Here is a 25,440-nt window from a genome sequence, read left to right as displayed (position 1 = left end):
TTCTCCTTCATCACTGTCATCCTTCAGCCGATTCGCTGCTCTGAAGCTTGTGCAGCAGATACGCCAGCTCAGCAATCCCAGCGATGATGTCGGGGTTGCCGATCGCCTCCCCCGTCATCTTCTCCATCAGCCCAGGAACATCGAGAACCGCGTCGATCACCTTGTTCGGCACTGTCGGGCTCTTGCGGAACTGGTCGATCTCGTTCGCCTCGATCTCCGCGACCACCTGCGGGTCGGTCGAGACCTCAGCCGCAGCCGATCGCACGAAACCCTCCACCGTCCCCGGTTCGAAATCGCCCGCGAACAGCGTGTTGATGTGCTGGATGATCTCGTCCAGCGCCACCAGCTTCGGATCCCGTGACGCCGCCCCGGACCCTGCCCCGCTCACCGGCGCCAGCACACCGGCCCCTGTCAGCCCCAGATCCATCTCGCCGCGATCGACCTGCCGCACCCGCTTCAGCACCACGTCGCTGAGATCGACCTCGCTCGTCAGCCGATCGACCGCGATCACCCGCACCAGTTGCCGCAGGAACACCGACAGCTTCTCCAACTCGGTGTTGCCATAGTCGACCACCTGCGACATGAAGTCGTAGAGCCGCACGAACGTGCCCGCGTCCTTGCGGAACAGCTCCAGCCGTTCCACCTCGGCCACGTCGCGCCGCCTCTTCGCCGACGCGTACAGGTCCGCGAACGTCTGCTTCGGCCCCTGGATCGCCGCCGACAGCGCCCCATGCCCCGCCCGGGTAAACCATGCGTGCGAAAACGTATCCACGTCCTCGGCGTCGTAGATGTCGGCCTCGGCGAGCTTCGCCGCGATCTCGTGGACGATGTTCGGGTCCGTCGTCGTCTCGATCCGCGCCTCGGCGAAGTACTTCTCGAACGAGTTCTGGATCTCGAGCGGGTCGTTGACGAAGTCCAGGACGAACGTCTTCTCCTTCACCTCACCCGACGGCGCCCGATACGTCCGGTTCAGTCGCGACAACGTCTGCACCGCGGCGATCCCGTCGAGCCGCTTGTCCACGTACATCGCGCACAGCAGCGGCTGGTCGAACCCGGTCTGGAACTTGTCCGCCACGATCATCACCCGGTACTGCGGCGCCATGAACTCCGCCGCCAGGTCCAGCGACCCCAGCCCCGGGTTCATGCTCGCCTCGGACGCACCCTCGAGCCCGTACTCCTCATCGTCCAGCGACCCCGAGAACGCGACCAGCGTCTGCATGTCGTCGTACTTCATGTTGCGCAGGTACGCATCGATCTCGACCTTGTACCTCGCCGCCGCCTTGCGCGAGGACGTCACCACCATGGCCTTGGCGTGCCCATCGAGCAGATGCGCCACATTGGCCCGGAAGTGCTCGACGACGATCCGCACCTTCTGCCCGATGTTGCTGGGGTGCAGCTTGACGTACTCCATGATCGCCCGCGACGCCGCCTTCTCGTCCACCAGGTCGCCGTCCTCGCCGAGCCCGTCGGAGGCATCCACCCCACGCTCAGCGGCACGCTCGATCTCGTACGCGGTCGAGTACGTCTGGTAGCCGCGCAGCACGTCGAGGATGAACCCCTCCTCGATCGCCTGCTTCATCGAGTACAGGTGGAACGCCCGCGGGATCTGCTCGGGATCGTCCGGGTTGGGCCGGCCGAACAGCTCGAGCGTCTTGGCCTTGGGTGTGGCGGTGAACGCGAAGTAGGACAGGTTCGACGGCGTTGCCCGCTCGGTCATGATCGTCGCGATCTGCTGCTCGACGGCGGAGTTCAGCAGGTCCTCGGCGTCCACCTCGGCCCCTTCCGCAACTTCCGTAGCGCCACCAGCCAGCACCTTGCGGACCTCCGACGCCGTCGCCCCCGTCTGCGAGGTGTGCGCCTCGTCGACGATGACCGCGAACCGGTGTTCACGTAGCGACGCGTTCTCGGCCAACTCCTTCAGTACGAACGGGAACGTCTGGATCGTCACCACCACGACCAGCCGCTTGTCGGTCAGCGCCTTCGCCAGCGCCTTCGACTTCGAGCCGCCGGCACGGCGGACCTCGGTGTCGTCGATGGTGACGACCAGGTCCTTGCGGTCATCGATCTGCCGCACCGCCGCCTGCAACTGGTCGTCGAGCACCGTGCGGTCGGTGATCACCAGGACGGTGTCGAACACCTTCTGGTTGCTCTCGTCGTGCAGGCGAGCGAGCCGGTGGGCGGTCCACGCGATCGAGTTCGTCTTGCCCGACCCGGCCGAGTGCTGCACCAGGTACCGCGACCCGGGCCCTTCAGCGCGGGCGGCTTCGACCAGCCCGGTGACCGCCTCCCACTGGTGGAATCGCGGGAACAGGATCGTCGAGCTCGTCGCCTTCTTCCCGCTGATCGGGTCGACGCGCTCCTCGTGCCGCACGAACATCAGCGCACCCAGGATGTTCAACCACGCGTCACGCAGTAGCACCCGCTCCCACAGGTACGACGACGCCACCCCTGCCCGGTTGGGCGGGTTGCCCTTGCCGCCATCGAGACTGCCGCGGTTGAAGGGCAGGAAGTAGGTCTTGCCACCGGCGAGGCGCGTGGTCATCCAGACCTCGTCGTCGTCGACGGCGAAGTGCACCAGCGCGCGGTTCCCGTGCCCCAGCAGCGGTTGCCCCTTCGGGTCGCGATCGGTCTTGTACTGATCGATCGCGCTCCGCACATGCTGCTTGAAGAACGTCTTCAACTCCGCCGTGCCCACCGGGATGCCGTTGACGAAGAACACCAGGTCGATCGAACGGTTGTCACCCTTGACCGGCGAGAAGTACACCTGCCGCATCACTCGCAGCCGAACGGCCGCGTAGTCGGCGGTGGTCTTCGGGTTGAGCGACGTCGCCGGCTTGAACTGACACATCGAGAAGTGCGCGTTCACATGCGAGAACGGGCGACGCAGCACGTTCAGCGTGCCACCAGCGTGCTTCAACGGGGCTTCGAGCCGCTTCGCCAACGCCTCCAGTAACTGGCGCCGCTGCTTCGCCTCCGACGGCGAGCCGACCGACACGACCTTCGCCAGCTCCTCCGGCTGCGTCTCCTCCAGCCAGCCGAACACGTCCTCCGGAAACAAGGCGAGACTGGCGTCGTACCCGGCTCCGGTCGGCGAGTAGAGCCACCCGTGCGCGGCGAGGTACTCCGCGATCTCCACCTCGAGTGCCTGCTCGGCGACGGCCTCACTCACCGCTGGTCTCCTCCCCCGCCTGGATGGCGCGCCGGGCGACGCGCTCCTGCGCGTCGCGCCAGATCGTGTGCAGCCGCTCCTCAAGCAGTGCCTTGGGCGGCAGCGTGGTCCAGTACTCGGCGACGGCGATGCCGTCCTTGTGCATCTGCAGCAGCTCGATCTGTTCCCGGCTGGCCTCGGTGCACAGGATCAGACCGATTGGGGTCTCCTCGCCCTCGCGGCGCTCGTAGCGGTCCAGCCAGCGCAGGTAGAGCTCCAGCTGGCCCTTGTAGCCGGGCTTGAACTTCCCGATCTTCAGCTCCACGGCCACCAGTCGCCGCAGCGGGCGGGAGTAGAACAGTAGGTCGAGGGAGAAGTCCTCGCCGTCGATCACCATGCGCTTCTGCCGGGCGACGAAGGTCCACCCGTCGCCGACCTCGAGCAGGAACGGCTCGAGCTCCCGGATGATCGCTGCCTCCAGGTCACGTTCCTGGTAGGCGCCACCGAGCTGCAGGAAGTCGAGCAGGTACGGGTCGCGGAACGAGTCGAGCGGCACCGCCGACCCCGGAACGACCTGCGAGTTCGCGATCTCCCGCCGCTCGTACGCCTTCCGCTCGATGATCCCGCGCAGCTCCTTCACGCTGAGGTGGCGCTCCACCGCCTGCTGGGCGTAGAAGGCACGGGCGTCCGTCGACTTGAGCGGCAGCAGGGCGAGGATCTGGGTCCAGCCCAATTCGCGTATCGGCGATACGCGAATCTGATCGTCACTGAACTCCCGCGCGAACTGGACCATCCGCCGGAGGTTCGTCTCGTCGAAGCCCGGTCCGTACGTGGCCTTCAAGCGCTGCGACAAGCTCGCGAGCACGCTCCGGCCGTACTCGCCGCGCTCGTCCCCGAGGACGGACTCGGAGACAAGCCGACCAAGGTGCCAGTTCCGTAGCACAAGCGTCGCGTTCACCTGCCGGCTCGCTGACAGCCGCGCCTCCTCAACCAGCGCCGAGACCCGCTCGAACAATGTCGTCACGGTGCCAGCGACGTCAGCATCAGCCCGGCGAGCAACCTCCGGCGCTCTCTCCCGGCTCATCAGGCCGCCCTCCCGTTCGTCAGGTCGATCTGGCCGGTGACCGCTGCCGTGATGAGCGCCGCACGCCGCTCCCTCGAGAGGGCGATGTTGTGTTTCGCTTCGGAGATCAGGCTGTCAATACTCGCGGTGCTCTCATCCAAGAAATCCGTGATCTGGCGCTGCTCGTCCTCCGGCGGGTAGGGCATCTTGAACTTTCGCACCTGCCACTCACTCATGTGAGGCACGCTGACGCCCGTGAACATGGGTGATAGGTACGCATAGAAGGACCGTGTCTCCAGCAGATACCTCAGGTACCCAACTGAACCACGGTTCGCCAGTCGGATGCGCATCACTCGCTGGAGTAACAGGGCGGGGATGTCCTGTTCGGTCAGTGCCGTAACACGGACACCGCCGCCGACGAAAGGACGATCCATGCCAAGCACGATGTCACCGGGGGCGAGCGCATAGGCCGAGGGCACGGGCGAGTTGGCTTCGTCCCAATACACGGTCTCGGACCAGTCGGTCCGCCCGGGCTTGATGTTGATCCCACGAAGCAACCGGGTGTCGTTCGTGTTCACTGTGAACCCGTCACTTGCAAAGGCGTATCCAGCGAGCGTGTCCGCGACGAAGCCGAGCTGCGTCACGGTCCATGTCGCGACGGTAGGGAGTATCCAGGGCTCCGCGTGCGCAGCCGTAGCGGCGTTATTGATGCCCCCGAAGACGGCACGCTCGATTACCGCGCTTCGGCGCTCACCGAGTTGCCTGATGAAGTGTTCTAGCTCGGCGATGAGGGCGTCGATCTGAGCGGTCTCAGCGTCCAGGAAGTCCGCGATCCGCCGCTGCTCGTCCATCGGCGGTACCGGCACGGGAAGCCGCCGCACATCGTCATATCGAATCCCCTGCCGAACACCACCGCCCATCGCGTAGAAGACCTTGTTGAGGTCGTATGACCGCATCAGGTAGGCGAAGTAGTGCGAGTCGAGGCCGAATGGGTCAACTGCGACGTACGCGGAAGTGATAATGCCGCGCTGCTCGACCAGTGCGGTGCGTAGGCTCCGCTGGTCGTTCTGGAGATCCGTGAACCGGCAGACCGTCATGCCTGGCTCCACGATCTGGTAAGTGCCAAACGACTCAGGGAGCAGCCCACTACTGCTATTGATGTCCTTCTGCACGATGCGGCCGAAGCTGAGGGACAGGAGGTTGACCTCCCGCAAGTCTGTGTTCGCCACCTCAGACTCGCGCGCAACGGCAAGCAACGGCAAAACGTTCCAGGTAGATGGGTAGTCGCCATACGCAGATGGAAGCGTCGTAGTCACGCCTCCACCTCCCGTAGCAAAGTCAGAATGCGAGCAACCGAGGCTTCAAGATCCGCGTCGATCTCCTCCAGCGACCGCGGCGGCACGTACTCGTAGAAGTGGCGGGTGAAGGGGATCTCGTAGCCGACCTTCGTCTTGTGCCAGTCGATCCAGGCGTCGGGGACGTGGGGCAGGACCTCGGCGTCGGCGTAGGCCTGGATGGTGTCGCGCTCGGCATCGTGCGACATCGAGTGGCCGCCCCAGCCGAAGGGAACAACCTCGGTGTCACGGAGTCCGGTGTCGGGCTCAGGCTGACCCTTCGTCGTGCAGACGTCGGCGTTCTCGTCGCGCTCCCCCAGTGCTTGCCACAGCGCTTTGCGCTGCGGCGTCGACAGCCCGATGCCGGCAGCGCCGAGGTGCCTGCCGACGTCACGCAGGAACTCCTCGCGGTTCAGGTACAGCTTGTCGCCGAACGAGCTAAGCGCGTCGACGAGCCCGTCGACCTTGGCGAGCGGCTTCGACTCCGTCACCGACTCCAGCCGTTCGGGCGTGACCTGGAAGTTGAGCTGCAGCGGCCGTTCGATCGTCACCGACCAGTAGGCGAAGTCGAGGTTGTCGAAGACCTTGGAACGAGGTGACCCACCGCCGTCGGAACCAGACTCACCAACGGAGGCTCCGCCGTCGAAATGGTCATAGGTACGCACGATGAGATCGCGATCAGAGGCGGAGATCTCGACACGCTTGGAGCCGAGCGACTTACGCATCTTGGTGCCGAGCTTGGTGGCGTCGACGAGCTGGACCTTGCCGCGACGCTCGGGCTGCTTGGAGTTGTCGAGGATCCACAGGTAGGTAGCGATGCCGGTGTTGTAGAACATGTCGTTCGGGAGCGCGACGATCGCGTCGACGAGATCGTTCTCCAGCAGGTACCCGCGGATGTTGCTCGGACCCGAGCCCGCCCCGCCGTTGAACAGCGGTGAGCCGTTGAGGACGATGCCGCCGCGGCCGCCGTTGCCGCGGGCGTCGACCGGGCGGAGCTTGGCGATCACGTGCAGGAGGAAGAGCATCGAGCCGTCGCCCACACTCGGCAGCCCAGGGCCGAAGCGCCCGTTCGTGCCGCGCGCGTGCTCGGCACGGACCGCCTTCTCTGAGGCCTTCCAGTCCACGCCGTACGGCGGGTTGGACAGGACGAAGTCGAAGGTGTCACCGGCGAACAGGTCCTCGGCGAGGGTGTCACCGAGGCGGACGTTGGCGATGTCCTGGCCCTTGATCAGCATGTCGGACTTCGCGATCGCGTAGGAGGACGGGTTGATCTCCTGCGCGAACAGCGCCAGATTCGCCTTCGGATTCAGCTCGTGCAAGTGCTCCTCGGCGACCGAGAGCATGCCGCCGGTGCCGGCGGCCGGGTCGTAGACGGAACGGGTGATTCCCGGGGTGGCGAGCGCTGCGGTGTCCTCGGCGAAGACCAGGTCCACGAGCAGGCGGATGGCATCGCGCGGGGTGTAGAAGTCGCCGGCCTCGGCGTTGGAGGCCTCAAAGTCCTTGAAGATCAGGTGCTCGAACAGGTCGCCCATGCCGGCGTTGTCGACATCGTCGGTCGATAGCGGTGCGGCGGCGAATCCCTGCGTGACCGGGATGAGGCGATCAACGGCATCAAGCTGGTGGATGCGGGCCTCGAAGTCGAAGTGCTTGAACACGTCGACTTCATCGGAGAACCCGTTGACGTAGTCGACGAGGTTCGCGGCGAGGTTGTCCGGGTCCTCCAGTGCGGTCGCGAGCGTGTAGGAGGAGGTGGTGTAGAAGGGCAGACCGGTGGCGCGGCGCACATGGGCGCGGCGCATGGTCGGATCCTCGGACTTGGCGACGGCGGCAGCCAGCGCATCGCGGTGCGGCGCCATCACCGCTTCCAGGCGGCGCAGGATCGTGAACGGCAGGATGACCGTGCCGTACTGGTGAGGCTTGAACGGACCCCGGAGCAAGTCAGCGATCGACCAGACGAAGTTGCTCAGCTGACTCACGTTGTCTCCTGCTCCGCGGGCTATAGGCGCGCCTGATCATCCGGCGGCTGCCGGTGGTGCCTAGGTTATGAGGGCGGTCCGACAGCTCGACCTTTCACGTGGAACAGCGCCTGTCGTGCACTCATCGCGAGCCTAGCGATGATCGTGGTCCAGCAGCCGAGCCTCGCTCCTGGGCCGCGTAGCGTCGCGCTCGCTCCGACCAGGCATCTGACAACGTCCACAACTCTGCCTGTATCTCGTTCCACGGGCTGTTCGCGAGCTCGTCCGCGACGAGCCTCTTGCGAAGCGCGCGCAGCACCTGCTTGCAAGCCTTCGGCGACTCCAGTACGCGCTCGATCGTCTCCTCCCATGACGGCTCGACGCGCTTGACCACCACCTCTTTCGCGATCGCGCCGGCTGCCGCTGCCCGTCGCTCCTCGTAGGCCGCGCGGCGGCATACCTGCGAGCACCACACCCGTGGGCGACCTCGTCCGCTCGAGTTCAAGGGCAGCAGTTCCGAGCACCGCGGGCACCTCGGGCCGACCTCCTGATGCTCCGCGGCCTTCGCCAGCGCTGCAGCGCGAATCTCCTCAAGGGACCGCGCTGACGGCGCCCGCCTGGCACGCCTCGACTGCGCCGTTCGCTGCCGTTTGCGGGCCATCGTCGAGCACCTCCAGGATTTACGTACGGACGATAATCTCACAGAGGTGCAAGAGGTGTGGTGGGCACGGGGTGTGCGCAATCTGCGCAGCGCGGGACACCGAGGCGCCTCGGCCGCGTGCAGTTGGCTGGCGATCCAAGGCGCAGCGGGAGTGGCGTTTCTACGACTGGCAGTCAGCCGGGACCTAGAGACGGAGGCCGGGCTCATCTCGCACAGGTCCATGTGCCGACCAACGGACTTTCAGCGGTCTGTCGCAGCAATGAGATCCTGCGCGAGAAGTGCCAGCGCCGCGGACACCACTTCGGGATCGCCGACGAGCTCTTCGGCCGCTCCAGCCATGCGGGACCCCGCGGCGTCGGCACCCGCCTCGAACAGGGTCCGGAGGAGGTCGAGCGCCTCACGTGTGACGACGGCGCTGACCTCGTGGCCCAGGAGTCGTTGAACACCGGCCGCGAGATCCTGCGTCTGGACGGCGCGGAGCAGGCGGTAGATGTCGTGCGCGTCCTTGTTGTCGCGCCGCGACTGGTGCTCGAGTCGATCGCCGATCTTGTGGAGCTTGGCGACCAGCAGGCCGCCGGCCCGGCAACGGAAATCTCGAACTCCCGCGAGTCGCTCTCGTCGAGCGACCCGATGATCATCTTGGCGTTGTCGACCAACGCACCCTCGATGCCCCTCGCCCGGCGCATCGACGTCGACGCGTGCGGCGGCACACGTGCACCGCGGCGGCCTGCTCCTGCGACGGCGTCCGGCACCATCAGATCGACCGGCACACCGCCGGGCGAGATCCACGACCCGAGGGCACTCGGCCGAGGATCCGGAACGAAGCCGGCTGCGCTCATCGCCTCCTCGACCAACGGTTCGGTGGCCAGGAGGTCGGGGTCGAGTGCCACGTCGCCAATCTGTGGTGAACTCGGCGAGCGCGATCTCGGTCGCGCCAGTGTGCAGGTAGGCGGCCTGGGCACCGATCAGAACGAGCGCCTCAAGGTGCGCTTCCAACGCTGCCAATGCATCGAGAAGCCCCGTGCGCGCCATCACCACCGCATCAGGCACGACGCCACCGCCCTTCGTTCGCGCGCATCCACTCGATCAGGTACTCCGCCTCCTCCGGTTCACGACCGGGCCCGTTCAGCAGATCCGCCGCTACCTGAGCAGGGGCGGCTACCGGATACCCGTCGGAAGAGTCCACCCTGTTCAAGAAGGGGACGTCACCGATGCGCTGGGGCTCCAGCAGGATGACGTTGGGCGCCGCAGCGTTGGGCCGCAGGCCCCACTGCTCGGCCGCCTCCTGGATGGACGAGACGTAGACGTAGAGAGCTCTAGCTGGCGCGTACGTCGCCCACTGCTTCGCCGCGACGGAACCCGTCACCGCGACCGGGAACCTGCGCCGACCTGCGATCTTGTCGAGCACCGCGTCGATGCCACGGGGCTCGATGAACGCCATCGCCCGCGTGGTCGCCTGGAAAGGGGCCTGCTCGCTCCACGAGCGCAGCAGCCTCTCCCAGTCGATCACGCGGGAGCGAGCGCCCTCCTTCACGAGCAGCGCCTCACGCTCCAGGTACTCCAGCACGCGATAGGTCGCACCGGTCGAGGTGCCCGAGGCAGCGACCAGCTCGCGCGCCGACCAGTCGCGATCGACATCGAGCAAGGCACGCACCACGCGCGCCGCCGGCTCGCCCTTAAGCGTTCCCAGAGGGCGCCCCTTGCGCCACGGATCACGGTCCTCACCGCGATCGGCAATGAACAATGCCGGAGAGTCCACGCTGATCCGCATATTGCCGGTGGCATCGGCGTATGACACCCCGGCATCCGCTAGCTCCTCACGTACCGACGGCGACAGGTAGCGGGCCACCACCAGCGATCCGGAGGATCCGTCGGATCCGGAGCGGAGTTCCTCCGCCAGCCGCGCGACGTCACGACGCGCGAGCACCTGCCTCACATCGACGAGGAGGCTCGCAGCAGGTCCACTCGGCGCCTGGAGTTGCAGTATGAGGTCAGCAGGCTCCGCCTCCGCCGACGACGCACCGTCACGCTCGCTCACGTCCCACGACGGCGGCACACGGTCGAGCACGAGATTCACAATGCGACGACGGAGGTCAGCGTCAGTTGGCGCGTCAACCGTCATGCCACACCTCGTTCGTGTAATGAAATGATTCCGCTGCCACCGGAATCGGCTTCTTTCCCGAACAGACTAGCCCGTTCCAGCCCAGACCACCAGGATCCGGCTCAGACGGTCTGGACGTAGTCCAGCTCGACGACCACCGCACGCCCCAGACCGCCTGGTAGCAGCCCACCGTCGCGAGCTGGAGCAGCAGGCCGCGGGTCAGCGATGGCACCAGCACGCTGGTGTCGAGAGGTGCGCGACACACGGGGCGAGCGCGTCAGGCCCGGCGGCGCGCTTCGCGGAGCAGTTCCTCGAGCTCGCCTGCGTCGACGTCGCCGTCGGCCGCGACGGCGGCGTCGAGGTAAGTGTTGCGGCGTGCGCTCAACATGTCGCGATAGGCGAGCACATCCACCAGTCGCAACTTGCGACGCGAGACGCCCGGCACCTGGGCCGGGAGTTCGCCGCTGCCGATCAACTTGACCACGGTCGGACGGCTGACCCCGAGGACCTCGGCCGCGACCTGCGTGCTGATCTCGCGATCCTTCGACAGGATGCTGACCGACTGACCGCGTCGCAAGGCGTCGACAGCAGCCTTGAGCACCTCGTGCAATGACTCGGTCAGCTCGACCGAATCGTGCTCATCGATACCGCTGAGACGGTACGCCGGACGTGCCTCAAGCCCGCGCGCACGGTCGTGGGCGGTGAGGAAGTTGTGTACCTGCGCGAGATCGTCGAGCTCGCCCACGGTCTCGACAATCTCCTGGGGCCGGGTGCTCATAGAGTTCCTTTCAACACACCAAGTCTCGACGAGTTGCGAAAATTACGAAAGGTCCACCTGGTCCGTTGTGACGATCGATCAGCGCCACCTTGTCGCTCGTCCACATGCACCTTGCCCGGACCCGCGGCCAGCACGAACGCGGTGCGGGCAAGGCTAGTTGCACGCCCCGGGCAAGGTCGTGCGACCGACCATCACCACCGCATCAGGCACGGCGCCGTTGCCCTTCGTTGGAGCGCATCCACCCGATCAGAGACTCCCCTCCTCCGGTTCCCGATTGGGCCCGTTCAACAGATCTGTCGCCACCTGTGCGGGGGCTGCCACCGGGTATCCGTCGGCAGACTGCTGGCATTCCGGAACGGGACGGCGCCACTGTTCCGTGGCTCGAGCAAGAGGACGTTGCAGGCCGCCTCACTGGATCTCAGTCCCCATCGTCGGCCTGGGAACGGTCGGCTCAACGTCGAAGCGGTCGTCGCAGGTATGTAGCAAGCCGTCGCCGCCCGTCGCGCCAAGGGCTACGCGAGCGCAGCGCAACGAACCTTCACCAAGATCCGTCTGTTCCCTCAACCCCAATCGCCGCCAACAGGGCAGTGACCTCATCCCGGCCCGGCGCACGAGGCCGGTCCCAGACCGCCGCGTAAGCCGCAGCCAGTTTCGGCCACAGCTCAGCTTTCGCTGCCTCGAGAGAGTCGACGTCCGATGGAATCGGTGGGACGAGCACGAGGTCGTGCGGGATAGCTCGACCAGCCGTGTCTACTCTTCCTTCGGGGTCCGGAAATCGCAGCGCCAGAGCGGACCCGTAGGTGGTGAACACCGTTTCGCTCTCACCCGTGCCGGCGAAGGCGGCCTCGTACTCAGCGAGCGGATCCTCGAAGCCGCCTGAGAGCAAGAATCTGAATCCCCACGCGCGACCACGCGTCGCCCATATCAGTCTCACCGGGGGCTCTTGACGAACAGGTCCCGTTCGATCCCATCTTCGAGATCGAGCCGAAACTGCGTCAGGATCGCCGTCAGGAAGTCATGCTTAGCGATCGCCTGACGATGCAACTCTTCCAATTTTGGCTTGCCTGCCTCGATCAGTGCGGTCACAGCCGGAAGAGCGAAACCGGCCAAGAGTGGACCGACCTTCGGAACTTTACCGATCAGCTTCGCGACAGGCCCGGAGGCGGCGATCAAGAGCGACAGCGCCTCAGCGCTATTGAGCAGCGGCTTCACAGCTCTCCATGGCAGTTTCATCCACTCGCTCCAGGCGACCATCCGCTCAACCGGAAGAATCGACGCGGCAGGCAAGAGTAGGTTGAGCCCGAAACCCTCAGTCAGAAGGATCCTTCCTGGCTCGAACTTCGCCGATGACAGGACGAGATAGTCCTCGCCGAGCGACAGCGCCTCGGGGCGCTGGACGAGCGACGCCAGCGTCTCGCGCAGATCCTCGACCTCCACGGCAGCCTTCTCGACAACCAGGTCCCGGAACGCCGGCGCCTTCATCTCTGGATGTAGGTCCGCCTTAGACAGTGCGATGAGCCATATTCGAGGAAACTTGTCCAGTAGCTCTCCGTCGGTGAGCAGGTCGTCCTTGATGCCTCGAATGCCATCACGCATCCCCCAGAACAGGCTCTTGAGGTACGCCTCTTCGGCGCCTTCATTGTCCAATAGTTTCTGACCATCAATCAAAAGCACGGCAACGTCGGACCTTAGCAGAGCACGGAAGGTATCCACGCGGCGCGCAGCCTCCTCATCACTGCTCGGATCGTCTTCGAACCACTCGCCGGGGTAGTCATGCCAGACGAGGCGGAGAGCATCGATAGAGGTCTTCTTCGCGGTCGCGCCGGAACGAGCAACCTTCGGTGTCACCGTGAACGCATACTGTGTCGCAGCAAACCGAGTGGCCTGCGGCGCTTTCGCGCTGTTCTTCATGCCGAGATAGTTCTGCCTGAGCCTGGTCCCCAGGCCTGTGTTGTCAGAGATGAGCGCGAAGTGGCTTTCCTTCTGGCTAGACCGCTCGAGGGCACCGCCATAGAACGATGAGACGAGGACCGTCTTCCCGCTACCGCTCTCGCCAAACACCGCGATGTGCTGCTCCTGAACCCTCTTCCCGACCATGCCGAGAAACTAGCACCGCCCGCATCCGCAGCCTCGCGAGGCGCACCGGACCTCCGATCGACGAAGAAAGCAGCAGCTCAACGAGGCAAGTCGACCTCGTCGCTCAGGCGATCCGTCAGTGTCCTATCCCGCGTAGCGGTCGCGTGCTGATACCTCAGCGCAACGCTCACGTCGCTGTGGCCTCCGCGATGGAGCAGCTCGGCGAGCGTCGCGCCCTGCTGGGCGTAGATCGTCAGTCCCGTGTGGCGCAGATCGTGGAAGCGGAAGGTCGGGCGAACGGCCTTGCGCGCTTCGCGCCAGGCGTTGTCGAACGTCGTCTGCGACACCCGCATATCTCTACGGCGACCGCGGAGCACTGTGCTCCTCGGCTTGGGTCCGGTGAACTCCTCCAGGTGCACCACCAGCGCCGGCAGCAAGAACCGCGGGATCGCGATCGACCTCGCCGAGTCCGCCTTCGGGTCGGTGATCGCGTGCGCCTTGGTGTTCCACTGCCGCCGCACGTGCAACGTGGCCCGCGCCGGGTCGTCCAGATGTTCCAAGTCGCGCCGTTCCAACCCGAGCACCTCCCCAAGCCGCAGTGAGCACCACGCCGCCAGCGGCACGGCGATCCGCAGGTGCTCCGGCATCGACTCGGCCATCGCCGCGACCTCGGCGGGAGTCGCGACGTCGCCGTCCTCCTCGGCCGGGCGCACCCGCACGTGCCCCACCGCCTCTGGGAAGCGGAAGCTCGTGAGCCCACCGATCTCCCGCTTGACCGCCGCGTTGATCATCGACCGCAGCACGATGGTGGTTGTATGGGTGATGCCGTTGGCCTTGGCTCCTGGGTGGCGGGCCGAGGGTCGGGACCGCAGCTCGGTGAGCAGGTCCGCGACCTGCTGCGTGGTCAAGTCCACCAACCGCACATGCCCGAGCACCGGCAGCACGTGGTTGCGCAGCACCGAGGTGTAGCTCACCACCGTCGCGTGCGAGCGCTTCGGGTTCGCGTCCATCTCGGCCAGCCAGGTCTGCGCCCACTCCCCGACCGTGACCGACTCCAGCGCCTCCCGCTCGACGACCGCACGCCGCTGGGCACGTAGCTCAGAGGGCGGCACGAACGATCCCCGGACCGCCTCGCCCTTCGCGATCGCTAGGGCCGCCTTGGCATCGCCGAGGGTGTCGAACATGCCCAGTGCATGCGTCTGACCATCGACCGAGAGCCGGACCCGGTAGCGTCCCCGGTAGAGCGTGATCCCGCGTGGGAGCGGTCCAGAACGCGCCATCGAACCCCAACCCCTCTCAGACTGTGACAGCTGTGTGACAGTTCTTGTGCCAATTCTGGCCCATCCGTGCCAACTCCTGCATACGGAGCCGATCGCTGAAACCGTTGGGATTGCAACGAAAAGCGCCGCGTACCGAAGGTACACGGCGCTTCGTTGTGGAGGTGGCGGGAATCGAACCCGCGTCCGACAGCGTGGAACCAGGACTTCTCCGGGTGCAGTCTGCTGATGAGTTTCTCGGCCCCAGCGTTCTCGCAGACAAGTCGCTGACGGGCTCAGTCATCTGAGTGTTCCCGCAGTCCCGATGACGAGGACTACGAGCAGTGGCTTCCTAGATGACGCCAGGAACCGGGACGGAAGCTAGCCCGGGCTGACGGAGTTCAGGACTCGCTCAGGCGGCGAGTGCGAACTCGGTGCGCTTGGAATCGGCACCTATTGGTTTGCATGGAGCGTTGACGAGATGACCATGCATCCTCGACCCGCTTCTCCTGGAACGACAACCGTCGTCGAAACCGATCACCCCCCTGTTCAGTTATCAAGCACCGCCGGTCCGTGAACCACCGGTCCAGCCATGCTATCTCCTCAACCAACAGGCAGCCCAGCTGATTCCCGGCGGGCAGCTCACCAGCCGCCACCACCGCCACCACCGACGCCACCGCCGGAGAAGCCGCCACCGCCGGAGAAGCCCGAGCCGCCCGAGGAGGCGGGCGTCGCCGTCGCGACCGCCAGATCTGCCGCCGAGGTGACCGAGTCGATCGCCTCGCCGAACCCGGAGCTCCACAGCATCAGCGCGGGGGTGTGGCCGAGGTACCAGGTCGGGGCGGGCAGCTCGACGCCCTCCTTGGCGAGCTCGGCGAAGATCCCCACCCAGCGGCTCTCCAGCCCGAACGTCATCGCGTAGGGGAGGTACTTGGAGAAGATGTCCTCCCCTGCCTCGAACCGCAGCGTGTTCGCCTCCGCGGTCTCGATGTACCGCTTGAAGCCGAGCGACTGCGCGAGCACGGCACTGCCGGCGGCAGTGCGGGCCGGTGCTGTGGGGGCAGCGACGATGATCGCGATGCCCGCGACGATCACCGCCGCGCCGATCAAACCCAGCCCGGCCAGGAACGACAGCAGCAACGTGGCCACGATCCCGACCCCGAGCACGAGGAAGCCCATGCCGTACCAGCTCGCCCGTACCGACTGCGGCGAGTGCTTGAACCAGCCGCGCGAGACCATCTCCTCGTAGAGCTGGTCCTGGGTGTCGGAGACGCCCTCGGCGAACCGTGTGCCGAGCTTGCTCAGCCGCTTCTCCTTGCCGCTGGTGGTGAAGATGCTCCGCAGCAGCGTGCGCTCGAACGGGCGCAGCTCGTCCCAGTCCGCGTCGAGGTTGCGCACGAGCCGCCAGTCCGGCTTCTTCTTGCCCTCGATCTCCTCGATCCGCAGGTACCCGCGCACCGCGAGGTCGAAGATCGTGGCCGTGACGTCGCGCCGGTCAGCCTTCTCGTCGGTGAGCGTGCCCATCTCGCCGGGCAGCACGTCCGGCGGCGGCGTGAACTGCACCGCCACCGGGGTCCTGCGCCTCGGCCCCACCGCGGTCGCACCCTCTGCGGTGGTCGGCTGCAGGCCCGGTGTGAGCCCCTCATAGGCGATGTCGCGGCCACGCCGGCGCGCGAACGCCGCCACGCCTCCCACCGCCAGGACTGCGAGCCCGCCCGCGGCAGGCACCACCGGCGTGCCCAGCCCGAGACCGTTCGCGAACGTGCGGCGCGGCGCCAGGATCGGCTCCACCCCGCCGAACGTCCCGCCCTCGTACGAGGCCACCACGCTCATCCCCTGGCCTTCGCTGAGATAGCCGTGCTCGAAGCTCGCCACCCCGTCCTCCACCCGGTAGGAGGAGCACTGGTTCGTCGACCCCACGCGCCCGGTGAAGCACGCGAGCTCCAGCGGGATCTCGGGCGCGGTCAGCCTCACGGTCGCGTTCGAGATCGGCACCTCGAATGCCGAACCGATCACGTTCCAGTAGATCTCATCCTCGCCGCCGTCCCCGACCCCGGAGTTCACGATGCCGGCCACCGAGTAGGTGATCACGTAGGTCTGCACGCCCGAGACGTCGTCGATGTCCTCATCGCCGATCCGGATCACGAGCCCGGTGTCGCTCTCGTCGAGGTGCGTGTCGGCAGGTGCACCGGTGGGCGAGGACACCTCGACGTCACTGACCTCCAGCACCCGGTAGTGATCGGGGTCGCCGTCGATCTCCTGTCGTGTGAGCAGCGTGAGGAACATCCCGTGCCCGGGCGTGGAGCGGAAGTTGAAGTCGATCTCCAGCCGCACGTCGATCGTGCCGGCCGGCTGCGCCGTCGCCTCCACGAGATACCGGTCGATCTCCCGGTCGCCCTGGTCGTCGTCGGCGCGCGCCGCCGAGGCCGGCAGCAGCACGACGGCGATCAGCAGCGCCAGCACCAACGAGAGCAGCAGCGTGGAGGGTGCCCGTCGAGTCATACCCGCAGGCTAATCGGCCCTGGTCCTGGGGCACTCCCCTGTCCGGCGGACAGACCTGCCCACCTCACGCCCGACGGCGCACGCTCATCTCCCGCTGCGCCTCACGCTCATCCTGCTGTCGCCGCAACGTCTCGCGCTTGTCCCACTCCTGCTTGCCTCGCGCCGTCGCGATCTCGACCTTGGCACGACCGCCGATGAAGTACAGCTCCAGCGGCACGATCGTGTGCCCCTTCTCGCGCGTGGTCTGCGCGAGCTTCGCGATCTGCTCACGGTGCAGCAACAGCTTGCGCCTGCGCCGCGGCGCGTGGTTCGTCCAGGTGCCCTCGGCGTACTCCGGGATGTGCACGCCCTCGAGCCATGCCTCACCGCCGTCGATCGCCACCCAGCCGTCGACCAGCGACGCCCGGCCGGCCCGCAGGCTCTTCACCTCGGTTCCTGTCAGCGACAGGCCCGCCTCGTACGTGTCGTCGATGTGGAAGTCGTGCCGTGCCTTCTTGTTCCGAGCCACCACGTTCTTGACGGTGCGCGGATCGACCCCTGCGGGCACCTTCTTCTTCTTGGCGCCACCCTTGACGTTGCTCACGACTCCCTCTCCGCCCCGCCCCTGACGCGTGGCCGAACCAGGGTAGGCCAGTCCCGACGGCTCAGCCTCACCTTTTCGCGCAGAGCGGCACGCCCGAAGCGGGCTGGGTCAGGAGATGTACGGCATCGGGTTGACGTGCGCCCCGTTGCGCCACATCTCCAGGTGCACGTGGCAGCCGGTGACGTTGCCGGTGGCGCCCGTGTAGCCGATGGCCTGCCCCTGGGACACGGACTGCCCCACACTGACCGCGAACCGCGACAGGTGGTTGTACACGCTCACCCAGGAGTTGCCATTGACAACGCCGTGGTTGACGAGCACCTGGTTGCCGTGCGTGCCGTTGCCGGCCGCCGGCCGAACCCCGACGACCGTGCCGGAGGCGATCGACATCTGCGCCTCGCCACAGCCGGAGCGCAGGTCCACGCCCTGGTGCATCCAGTAGCCACCGGTGATCGGATACCACCGCATCCCGTAGTCCGAGGTCACGTGCAGCGAGCGGCTGAGCGGTGAGATGAAGGAGCTCGAGGAGCCGCCACCACCGGAGCCGCCACCACTGGAGCCGCCACCGCCACCGCCACCGGAGCCGCCACCTCCGCCGCCCGAGCTCTGCTGCTGCTGCGCCTGCTGGGCGGCGATCTTGGCCTGGCGCTCACGCTCGGCCTTCTCGGCGGCCGCGATGCGGGCGATCTCGTCCTTGATCTCCTGGTCGATGCGGTTGTTCTCCGCCTCGAGCTCGGCCTGCTTCTCCTTGTAGTCCTCGCGGAGCTGCTCGAGCTCGGCAGCGGTGGACTCCTTCTCGGACTTCAGCTGCGTGATCTCGACCACCAGGTCGGCGGCGCGCTGACGCGCGGCCTCGGCCTCGTCGACGGCCACCTCGGCCTCGGCCTCCAGCTCCACGATGCGGTCCTCGACGGCGTCGAGGCGGACCTGGCGGTTCCGGTTGACGGCCTGCAGGTTCTCCAGGTCGGAGAGGGTCTGGTTCTGGGTGCGCAGCGCCGAGCTCATCGCCGAGTAGTCCGACGCGAACTCCTCGGCCGAGCCCGCGCCGAAGATCAGCGACAGCGTGCTCATCCCGTCGCCGCCGCGGTAGGCGGTGCGGGCGACCTCACCCATCGCGTCCTCGGTCTGCAGGATGTCGGACTCACCCTGCGCGATCTCCACCTCGAGGTCGCTCTGCTGCTGGCGCGCCACCTCGAGCCGGCCCTGCACCTCGTCGAGGTGGCGCTCCGCGGCCGCGAGCTCCTCGTTGGCGACCACGAGCTCGGACTGAGCGATCGGGAGCCGGCGGTTGATGTCGTCGAGCTCGAGATAGGTCTCGGCGAGCTGGGTGTCGGTGCCCTCCAGCGCGGCCACGACCTCTTCGCGCTCGAGCTCGTTCTGCTCCTGCTGCTCCTCGAGGTCGTCGAGATCGTCCGCCCCGGCCGGCCCGACGGCCGCCCCGAGCAGCAACAACGCGACGGCGGCGGTCGCCGTCGTCCTCATCCAGGTCCCGCGCTGCCTACGTATCGCGGTCATGAATCAGCCCTACACCTTCGTATATCGGCTCAGGGTCACCAAGGAGCTGATCACGGCAAGCCCGATGCCGATGGCGACCAGAACGGGCGCGATCGTGAACACGTCAGCCGTGTTGACGAACGGCATGAAGCGGACCGACTCGGCGAGCCAGTCCTCCACGATGTAGTGGACACCCAACCACAGGCCGCCCACCGCCAGCACCGCGCCGGTGAGCGCTGCGAGCGCACCCTCGAGCATGAACGGCAGCTGGATGAAGAAGTTCGAGGCACCGACGAGTCGCATGATCTCCGTCTCGCGCCGGCGGCTCATCGCCGAGAGCCGGATCGTGGTGGTGATCAGCAGCACCGCTGTCACGGTCATCAGGACGGCGAGACCCACCGAGATGAGGGTGGCGCGGTTGAGCACGAGGAACAGGGGTTCCAGGATGCTGCGCTGGTCGATGACCTGCTGCACCCCCGGGCGCCCGGAGAGCTCGTCGTAGATCAGCTGGTACTGCTCGGGATCCACGAGCTTGACCCGGAACGAGTACTGCATCTGGTCCTCGGTGATGCGCTGCGCCCACTCCTGGTCGCCGAACCGCTCCTGGAACGACGCCCATGCCTCGGACTTCGACTCCAGGTAGACGTTCTGCACGTAGTCGCTGAGCGCCTCGGACTCCAGGATCGACTGGATCTCGGCGATCTGCTCCTCGGTCACCTCGCCTGCGGGGCAGGCCTGGGTGGGCTCGCCGCCGGGGCACAGGAACACGTTGACCTCGACGCGGTCGTACCAGTCGTCCTTGGCCTTGTCGACCTGCATCTGCAGCATCACGGCCGCGCCGACGAAGGTCAGCGAGATGAAGGTGACGAGCACGACCGAGACGGCCATGGCGATGTTGCGCCGCAGGCCGTTCCCGATCTGGGAGAGGACGAAACGGAGCCTCATGACCGGCCCCCGCGGACCTGTTCGGGCGAGAGCAGCGGAGGAGCAGAAGTGCGCGTGGTCTCTCTCATGCCTCGGCCCGCGCCCCGTAGACGCCGCGCGCCTGGTCGCGGACGACCTGACCGTCCACGAGCTCGATGACGCGCTTGCGCATCTGGTCGACGATCTCGTCGTCGTGCGTGGCCATCGCCACGGTGGTGCCGGTGCGGTTGATCCGCTCGAGCAGCCGCATGATGCCCACGGACGTGGTCGGGTCGAGGTTGCCGGTGGGCTCATCGGCCAGGATGATCGCCGGCCGGTTGACGAAGGCGCGCGCGATCGCCACGCGCTGCTGCTCTCCACCGGAGAGCTCGTTCGGCATGCGCTTCTCCTTGCCCGCGAGACCGACCATCTCGATGGTCTCGGGCACGGCGCTCATCACCTGGTGACGCGGCTTGCCGATCACCTGCATCGCGATCGCGACGTTGTCGAAGACGTTCTTGTTCCCCAGCAGCCGGAAGTCCTGGAACACCACACCGATCTGGCGGCGCAGCTGCGGCACCTTCCACGACGAGATCCGTGACAGGTCGCGGCCGGCCACGAACACGCCACCGGAGGTGGGGCGCTCTTCGCGGTGCACGAGTCGCAGGAACGTGGACTTGCCGGAGCCCGAGGCGCCGACGAGGAACACGAACTCACCACGCTCGACCTCGACCGATACCTGGTCGAGGGCGGGCCTGTGCCCGCGGGCGTAGACCTTGGAGACGTTGTCGAACCGGATCACTGGCTTCTCGGCCGGGATCGAGGATGGGGAAGTACAGGTGTCCGGCCATCGCCCACGCTAGGCAGCGTTCGGCGAGGATCCCGCCTCGACACGCCGGGGTGAGGCACCCCACTGCCCCTAGGACGCGTCGGCGCTCTGGCGGCGCCAGCGGATCCCAGCGTTGATGAAGTCGTCGATCTCGCCGTCGAAGACACCGCTGGTGTTGCCCGACTCGTGCTCGGTGCGCAGGTCCTTGACCATCTGGTAGGGCTGCAGCACGTAGGAGCGCATCTGGTCGCCCCACGAGGCCTTGACGTCGCCGGCGAGCTCCTTCTTGGTCGCGGCCTCCTGCTCGCGGCGCAGCAGCAGCAGTCGGGACTGCATGACGCGCAGGGCCGCGGCGCGGTTCTGGATCTGCGACTTCTCGTTCTGCATCGAGACGACGATGCCGGTGGGGATGTGGGTCATGCGGACGGCGGAGTCGGTCGTGTTGACGCTCTGGCCGCCGGGGCCGGAGGAGCGGAACACATCGACCTTGAGCTCCGACTCGGGGATCTCGATGCTGTCGTTCTGCTCGATCAGCGGGATCACCTCGACGGCGGCGAACGAGGTCTGCCGGCGGCCCTGGTTGTCGAAGGGGCTGATCCGGACGAGGCGGTGGGTGCCCGCCTCGACCGAGAGCGTCCCGAACGCGTACGGGGCGTTGACCTCGAACGTGGCCGACTTCAGGCCCGCCTCCTCGGCGTAGTGGGTGTCCATGACCTTGGTCGGGTACCCCTTGCGCTCGGCCCAGCGCAGGTACATGCGCATGAGCATCTCGGCGAAGTCGGCGGCGTCGACGCCGCCGGCGCCTGCGCGGATCGTGACCACGGCCTCGCGCGGGTCGAACTCGCCCGCGAGCAGGGTGCGTACCTCGAGCTCGGACATCGCCGAGCGCAGCGACTCCAGCTCGGACTCGGCCTCGGCGAGGGTGTCGTCGTCGGCCTCCTCCTGGGCGAGCTCGACGAGCGCGCCGAGGTCGTCGATGCGGGCGCCGATCTCGCGCAACCGGTCTCGCTCGGACTGGGTGTGGCTCAGCCTGCTGGTGACCACCTGCGCGGCCTCGGGGTCGTCCCAGAGGTCCGGCGCGGCCGCCTGCTCGGACAGCTCGGCGATCTGCCGCTCCAGCTCCTCCGGCTTGGAGACGGCGAGGATCTGGTCGAGCGTGCCGCGCAGGGCCGCGATCTCGGCAGGAAAGTCAGTAGCCACGGTTCGCTAGGTTACGCGAGCCCAGCCCGGTCCCCTCCCACGTTGCGGCCGGCAGCGGTCCGCCGACGCGGCGCAGCTTAGGCTCAGCGTCCGTGGCCCGACTGCTCGCCGACCTGACGCCGTTGCGGAGCAGTCCCGCATTCCGGCGCCTGTGGTGGGGCCTGGGGATCTCGAACATCGGCACCCAGCTGACCGCCGTCGCGGTGGGGCTGCAGGTGTACGCCCTCACCCAGGACACGTTCGCGGTCGGCGTGCTGGGCCTGTTCGCGCTGGTGCCGCTGGTGGTGCTCGGCCTGTACGGCGGTGCCTTGGTGGACGCGTTCGACCGGCGCAAGGTCGCGCTGATCGCCTCGAGCGTGCTCTTCGTGGTCACGGTGGCGATCGCGCTGCAGGCGTGGCTCGACCTGCGCTCGGTGTGGCTGCTGTACGTGCTGGTGGGGCTGCAGTCGGCGGCATCGGCGGTCAACAACCCGGCCCGGTCGGCGATCATCCCCCGGCTGATCCCGCTCGATCAGCTGCCTGCTGCGCTCGCGCTGCAGACCCTCGCGTGGAACGTCGCGCTGACCGGCGGTCCGCTGCTGGGGGCCGCGCTCGTGGCGTGGCACTCGTTCGAGGCCGCGTACACGGTGGACGTGGTGCTGTTCGGCGCCTCGCTGTATGCGTTGTGGCGACTCCCGGATGTCCCGCCCGAGCCCAGCGACGGCGTGGCCGCTCCCCCACGCAAGGGCGTGGGGCTGCGCTCGGTGATCGAGGGCCTGCGCTACCTCGGCACCCGACCCAACCTGCGCATGACGTTCCTGCTCGACATGAGCGCGATGATCCTGGCGATGCCACGGGTGCTGTTCCCCGCCGTCGGGGTCCTCGTGCTGGGCGGCGGTGAGACCACCACCGGGTACCTGACGGCGGCGATCGCCGTCGGCGCCGTGCTCGCCGGGGTGCTCTCGGGCGGGCTGGTGCACGTACGCCGCCAGGGCGCCGTCATCGTGGTCGCGATCCTCGTGTTCGCGGCGTCAACGATCGGCTTCGGGGCGCTGTTGATGTCGGTCGGGGCTGACCGCCCGGACGGCACGATCGGATGGGCGCTCGCGATCGCGCTCGGCCTGCTCGCGCTGGCCGGCGCAGCCGACTCGATCTCCTCGATCTTCCGCCAGTCGGTGCTGCAGGCTGCCACCCCCGACGCGATGCGAGGGCGGCTGCAGGGTGTGTTCATCGTCGTCGTGGCGGGCGGGCCGCGCCTGGGCGACCTCACCGTGGGCGCGCTCGCCTCGCGGTTCGGGGAGGGCGCGGCGGCGGTGATCGGCGGGGCGGCGTGCGTGGCTGTCGTGATCCTGCTGGCGGGCACGATCGGGCGCCGCCTGGTCCGCTACGACGCAGCCGACCCCCAACCCTGACCTCAAGTCGGCGGAGGTGGAGTCAGCCGCGCAGGCGGGTGCGCAGCAGCCGGCGGTAGGCGTCGACGCCGGCTCGCAGCGCGTCCTGCACGCGCGCGTCCACGAGGGGACCCGTGAACTGGGTGATCGATACCGGGAGGTTCGAGCCCACCACGGAGCGCTGGTGGGTGAACCGGTCGAAGCCCGCACGGCCGTGGTAGCTCCCCATCCCGGATCTGCCCACGCCGCCGAACGGCAGACCCGGCGTGAACGAGCTCAGGGCCCAGTCGTTGCGGGCTACCCCACCGGAGCGCGTGCGCGCCACGAAGGCGCGGAAGTCCTCGTCGTCGGGGCCGAACCAGCTCGCCACCAGCGGCGCCGGGCGTGCGGCGAGGCGGTCGAACACCTCGGCCACGTCGTCATAGGTGTGCACGGCGAGCACGGGGCCGAAGACCTCTTCGTGGTCGATGCGCATCTCGTCGGTGACGCCGAGCACCACGACGGGCGGCATCACTCGCTCGCGCCGCATCGCGTCCTCACCCGCGGCATCGGAGGAGACCGACCTGATCACCTGCGCGCCCTTGGCGGCCGCGTCCTCGAGGAGTCCGACGACGCGATCGAAGGCGGCGTCGTCGATCAGCGTGGTCATCTGGCCCGACTCGATGATGTCGGGCACGGTCTCGCCCCAGGCGGAGAAGACGTCCTGCACGAAGAGCCGCGCTGCCGAGGAGGGCACGTAGACCTCGTCGGGGTTGATGCAGGCCTGCCCGCCGTTCTGGATGCGTGCCGCCGCCACCCGGGCTGCGGCGCTGCGCATCGACTCGCGCCGCGCCGCCGCCGGCTCGGAGATGATCACCGGATTCTTGCCGCCGAGCTCGAGCGTGACCGGGGTCAGCCGCGAGGCCGCGGCCGCCATGATCTTGCTGCCGACGTCGGCGGAACCGGTGAAGAACAGGTGGTCGAGGTCGAGCGCGGCGAACTCCTGGCTCACCTCGAGGCCACCGGTGACGACGGCGACCTCCTCGACGTCGAACGCGTCGTGCCAGGCGTTCGCGAGCACCTCCGCGGTGCGCGGCACCCGCTCCGACATCTTGATCATCACGCGGTTCCCGGCCGCGAGCGCGGTCAGCGCCGGGACAGCGGTCAGCGTCAGCGGGAAGTTCCACATGCCCATCACGCCCACGACGCCCAGCGGGGTCGGCACGATCTGGGCGCGCAGCCCGGCGAGCCGCATCGCGGCGCCGGCCAGCCGCCCGCCACCAGCTCGCGGTCTCATCCAGCGCCCGAGCCCGGCGCGCTGGATCTCGACCTCGGCGGTGAACGCGACGATGTCGGCGACCAGGGTGGTCACCTCGCCGCGGAAGCCGAAGTCGGACGAGATCGCGTCGACGATCGCGTCGGTGTTGTCGAGCACCGCGTGCGCGAACCGGTCGATGCGGTCGCGCCTGACCGCGGCCGACGGCGGACCGTCACGGTGGAAGGCCGCCCGCTGAAGAGCGAGCACCTCCGACATCGGGGTGGACGTGGTGGTCGCACTCATGCAGACACCTTAGGCACGCTCGCTGGGAGTCGGCACCACGACGTGGCGCGCCTGAGCGTCAGCGCTGGTCCTGACGCTGGTAGCGGGCGCCGTCGAGCGTGCGCCAGAGCAGTCCCGAGTCCACCAGTGCCCGGCGCAGCCCGGCCGGGTCGTCACCGAACATGCTCAGCTGGGCGGTCACCTCCGCCTCGCTGAGCTCCGTGGTGGGCAGCTGGGCTGCGAGGAGCGCGAGGAGATCCTGCGCGTGATCGCCCGAGGGCACGCCGTGGATGAACCCGTAGGGCGTGCCCGCAGCGAGCTCGGGCCGGTCGACCAGCAGCGCGCCGAGCGGTGTCAGCGCCACGAGATGGGCGACGGCGTCACTCGGGCCCCTCTGGTCCGCGCCGATCCGGTCTCCCTCGACCCGGACGATCCCCGCGTCCCGGGCGCGTGCGATCGCCTTGCCCAGGGCCCGCATCTCGAGGCCGCTGCCCTCCCCGAGATCGGTGAGGGTCGCCGTCGAGCCTGGCCTGCGCGGCAGTGCCGCAACCACGGCTGCGACATCGGGCTGGGCGAGCGCTGCGAGCTGGGAGGCGGCGCGCGAGAGTGCGCGGACGTCGTCGGGAGTCACACGGCGACGCTAGGCGGTCGAGCCGACCGAGGCGAGCTGA

18 protein-coding genes and 1 other RNA gene are annotated in these 25,440 nt (G+C 67.6%); 1 reads left to right on the top strand and 18 read right to left on the bottom strand.

Annotation, left to right across the window (positions count from 1 at the left end):
• Nucleotides 1-16 precede the first annotated feature (16 nt).
• The 16 genes from GPA03_RS13100 to prfB all read right to left on the bottom strand — a co-directional run bounded on the left by GPA03_RS13100 (nucleotide 17) and on the right by prfB (nucleotide 21,880).
• Complete coding sequence (locus GPA03_RS13100) at nucleotides 17-3,169, bottom strand: type I restriction endonuclease subunit R (RefSeq protein WP_156252435.1); 3,153 nt, start codon at nucleotides 3,167-3,169, stop codon at nucleotides 17-19.
• Nucleotides 3,162-4,172 carry a PDDEXK nuclease domain-containing protein gene (locus GPA03_RS13095; RefSeq protein ID WP_241681288.1) on the bottom strand — a complete coding sequence of 337 codons (1,011 nt, stop codon included), beginning with the start codon at nucleotides 4,170-4,172 and terminating at the stop codon, nucleotides 3,162-3,164. Before GPA03_RS13095 ends, GPA03_RS13100 begins: the two co-directional genes overlap by 8 nt.
• 59 nt (nucleotides 4,173-4,231) lie before the next feature.
• Nucleotides 4,232-5,527, bottom strand: a complete 1,296-nt coding sequence (locus GPA03_RS13090; RefSeq protein ID WP_156252433.1) for a restriction endonuclease subunit S — start codon at nucleotides 5,525-5,527, stop codon at nucleotides 4,232-4,234.
• Complete coding sequence (locus GPA03_RS13085; RefSeq protein WP_156252432.1) at nucleotides 5,524-7,521, bottom strand: type I restriction-modification system subunit M; 1,998 nt, start codon at nucleotides 7,519-7,521, stop codon at nucleotides 5,524-5,526. Before GPA03_RS13085 ends, GPA03_RS13090 begins: the two co-directional genes overlap by 4 nt.
• 880 nt (nucleotides 7,522-8,401) lie before the next feature.
• Nucleotides 8,402-9,211 (bottom strand): hypothetical protein, encoded by an 810-nt coding sequence (locus tag GPA03_RS13080; RefSeq protein WP_206673548.1) that lies wholly within the window; start codon nucleotides 9,209-9,211, stop codon nucleotides 8,402-8,404.
• Nucleotides 9,204-10,088 carry a hypothetical protein gene (locus GPA03_RS13075; RefSeq protein WP_206673547.1) on the bottom strand — a complete coding sequence of 295 codons (885 nt, stop codon included), beginning with the start codon at nucleotides 10,086-10,088 and terminating at the stop codon, nucleotides 9,204-9,206. Before GPA03_RS13075 ends, GPA03_RS13080 begins: the two co-directional genes overlap by 8 nt.
• A 451-nt stretch (nucleotides 10,089-10,539) precedes the next feature.
• Nucleotides 10,540-11,040, bottom strand: coding sequence for an excisionase family DNA-binding protein (locus tag GPA03_RS13070; protein WP_156252431.1), 501 nt, complete (start codon nucleotides 11,038-11,040; stop codon nucleotides 10,540-10,542).
• A 930-nt stretch (nucleotides 11,041-11,970) separates the two neighbouring features.
• Nucleotides 11,971-13,137, bottom strand: coding sequence for a TRAFAC clade GTPase domain-containing protein (locus GPA03_RS13065; protein WP_156252430.1), 1,167 nt, complete (start codon nucleotides 13,135-13,137; stop codon nucleotides 11,971-11,973).
• A gap of 77 nt (nucleotides 13,138-13,214) precedes the next feature.
• Nucleotides 13,215-14,300, bottom strand: a complete 1,086-nt coding sequence (locus tag GPA03_RS13060; RefSeq protein WP_206673546.1) for a tyrosine-type recombinase/integrase — start codon at nucleotides 14,298-14,300, stop codon at nucleotides 13,215-13,217.
• 249 nt (nucleotides 14,301-14,549) lie between these two features.
• Nucleotides 14,550-14,917: a transfer-messenger RNA gene (ssrA, locus tag GPA03_RS13055) on the bottom strand.
• A gap of 97 nt (nucleotides 14,918-15,014) precedes the next feature.
• A complete protein-coding gene (locus GPA03_RS13050) occupies nucleotides 15,015-16,874 on the bottom strand; it encodes a DUF2207 domain-containing protein (RefSeq protein WP_156252428.1) in 1,860 nt (619 codons plus the stop codon).
• Between the two features lie 64 nt (nucleotides 16,875-16,938).
• Nucleotides 16,939-17,421 carry an SsrA-binding protein SmpB gene (gene smpB, locus GPA03_RS13045; protein WP_206673566.1) on the bottom strand — a complete coding sequence of 161 codons (483 nt, stop codon included), beginning with the start codon at nucleotides 17,419-17,421 and terminating at the stop codon, nucleotides 16,939-16,941.
• Nucleotides 17,422-17,565: 144 nt separating this feature from the next.
• A complete protein-coding gene (locus GPA03_RS13040) occupies nucleotides 17,566-18,969 on the bottom strand; it encodes a M23 family metallopeptidase (protein WP_156252426.1) in 1,404 nt (467 codons plus the stop codon).
• Between the two features lie 9 nt (nucleotides 18,970-18,978).
• Entirely contained in the window at nucleotides 18,979-19,893 is a 915-nt protein-coding gene (ftsX, locus tag GPA03_RS13035) for a permease-like cell division protein FtsX (protein ID WP_156252425.1), read from the bottom strand.
• 64 nt (nucleotides 19,894-19,957) lie between these two features.
• Entirely contained in the window at nucleotides 19,958-20,653 is a 696-nt protein-coding gene (gene ftsE / locus GPA03_RS13030; protein WP_156252424.1) for a cell division ATP-binding protein FtsE, read from the bottom strand.
• A 117-nt stretch (nucleotides 20,654-20,770) separates the two neighbouring features.
• The gene (gene prfB / locus GPA03_RS13025; RefSeq protein ID WP_156252423.1) at nucleotides 20,771-21,880 is read right to left on the bottom strand and encodes a peptide chain release factor 2; all 1,110 of its coding nucleotides are present in this window, start codon (nucleotides 21,878-21,880) and stop codon (nucleotides 20,771-20,773) included.
• A 92-nt stretch (nucleotides 21,881-21,972) separates the two neighbouring features.
• On the opposite strand from prfB, the gene GPA03_RS13020 reads away from it, so the two are divergent.
• Complete coding sequence (locus tag GPA03_RS13020) at nucleotides 21,973-23,271, top strand: MFS transporter (protein ID WP_156252422.1); 1,299 nt, start codon at nucleotides 21,973-21,975, stop codon at nucleotides 23,269-23,271.
• Between the two features lie 22 nt (nucleotides 23,272-23,293).
• Here GPA03_RS13020 and GPA03_RS13015 read toward each other — a convergent pair whose 3' ends face one another.
• Nucleotides 23,294-24,790 carry an aldehyde dehydrogenase family protein gene (locus GPA03_RS13015; RefSeq protein ID WP_156252421.1) on the bottom strand — a complete coding sequence of 499 codons (1,497 nt, stop codon included), beginning with the start codon at nucleotides 24,788-24,790 and terminating at the stop codon, nucleotides 23,294-23,296.
• A gap of 58 nt (nucleotides 24,791-24,848) precedes the next feature.
• Nucleotides 24,849-25,400 (bottom strand): DUF2087 domain-containing protein, encoded by a 552-nt coding sequence (locus GPA03_RS13010; protein WP_156252420.1) that lies wholly within the window; start codon nucleotides 25,398-25,400, stop codon nucleotides 24,849-24,851.
• Nucleotides 25,401-25,440 lie beyond the last annotated feature (40 nt).

The organism is Pseudactinotalea terrae, from assembly GCF_009733845.1.
In the GTDB taxonomy this organism is placed as follows: Bacteria; Actinomycetota; Actinomycetes; order Actinomycetales; family Beutenbergiaceae; genus Pseudactinotalea; species Pseudactinotalea terrae.
This window is presented reverse-complemented; position numbering and strand designations above follow the sequence as displayed.

Excerpts from the sequence above, each read along its gene's own strand:
- GPA03_RS13040 (WP_156252426.1), bottom strand. The coding sequence starts at position 18,969 with ATGACCGCGATACGTAGGCAGCGCGGGACCTGGATGAGGACGACGGCG.
- GPA03_RS13015 (WP_156252421.1), bottom strand. The coding sequence starts at position 24,790 with ATGAGTGCGACCACCACGTCCACCCCGATGTCGGAGGTGCTCGCTCTT.
- GPA03_RS13065 (WP_156252430.1), bottom strand. The coding sequence starts at position 13,137 with ATGGTCGGGAAGAGGGTTCAGGAGCAGCACATCGCGGTGTTTGGCGAG.
- ftsX (WP_156252425.1), bottom strand. The coding sequence starts at position 19,893 with ATGAGGCTCCGTTTCGTCCTCTCCCAGATCGGGAACGGCCTGCGGCGC.
- GPA03_RS13070 (WP_156252431.1), bottom strand. The coding sequence starts at position 11,040 with ATGAGCACCCGGCCCCAGGAGATTGTCGAGACCGTGGGCGAGCTCGAC.
- GPA03_RS13050 (WP_156252428.1), bottom strand. The coding sequence starts at position 16,874 with ATGACTCGACGGGCACCCTCCACGCTGCTGCTCTCGTTGGTGCTGGCG.
- GPA03_RS13060 (WP_206673546.1), bottom strand. The coding sequence starts at position 14,300 with ATGTTCGACACCCTCGGCGATGCCAAGGCGGCCCTAGCGATCGCGAAG.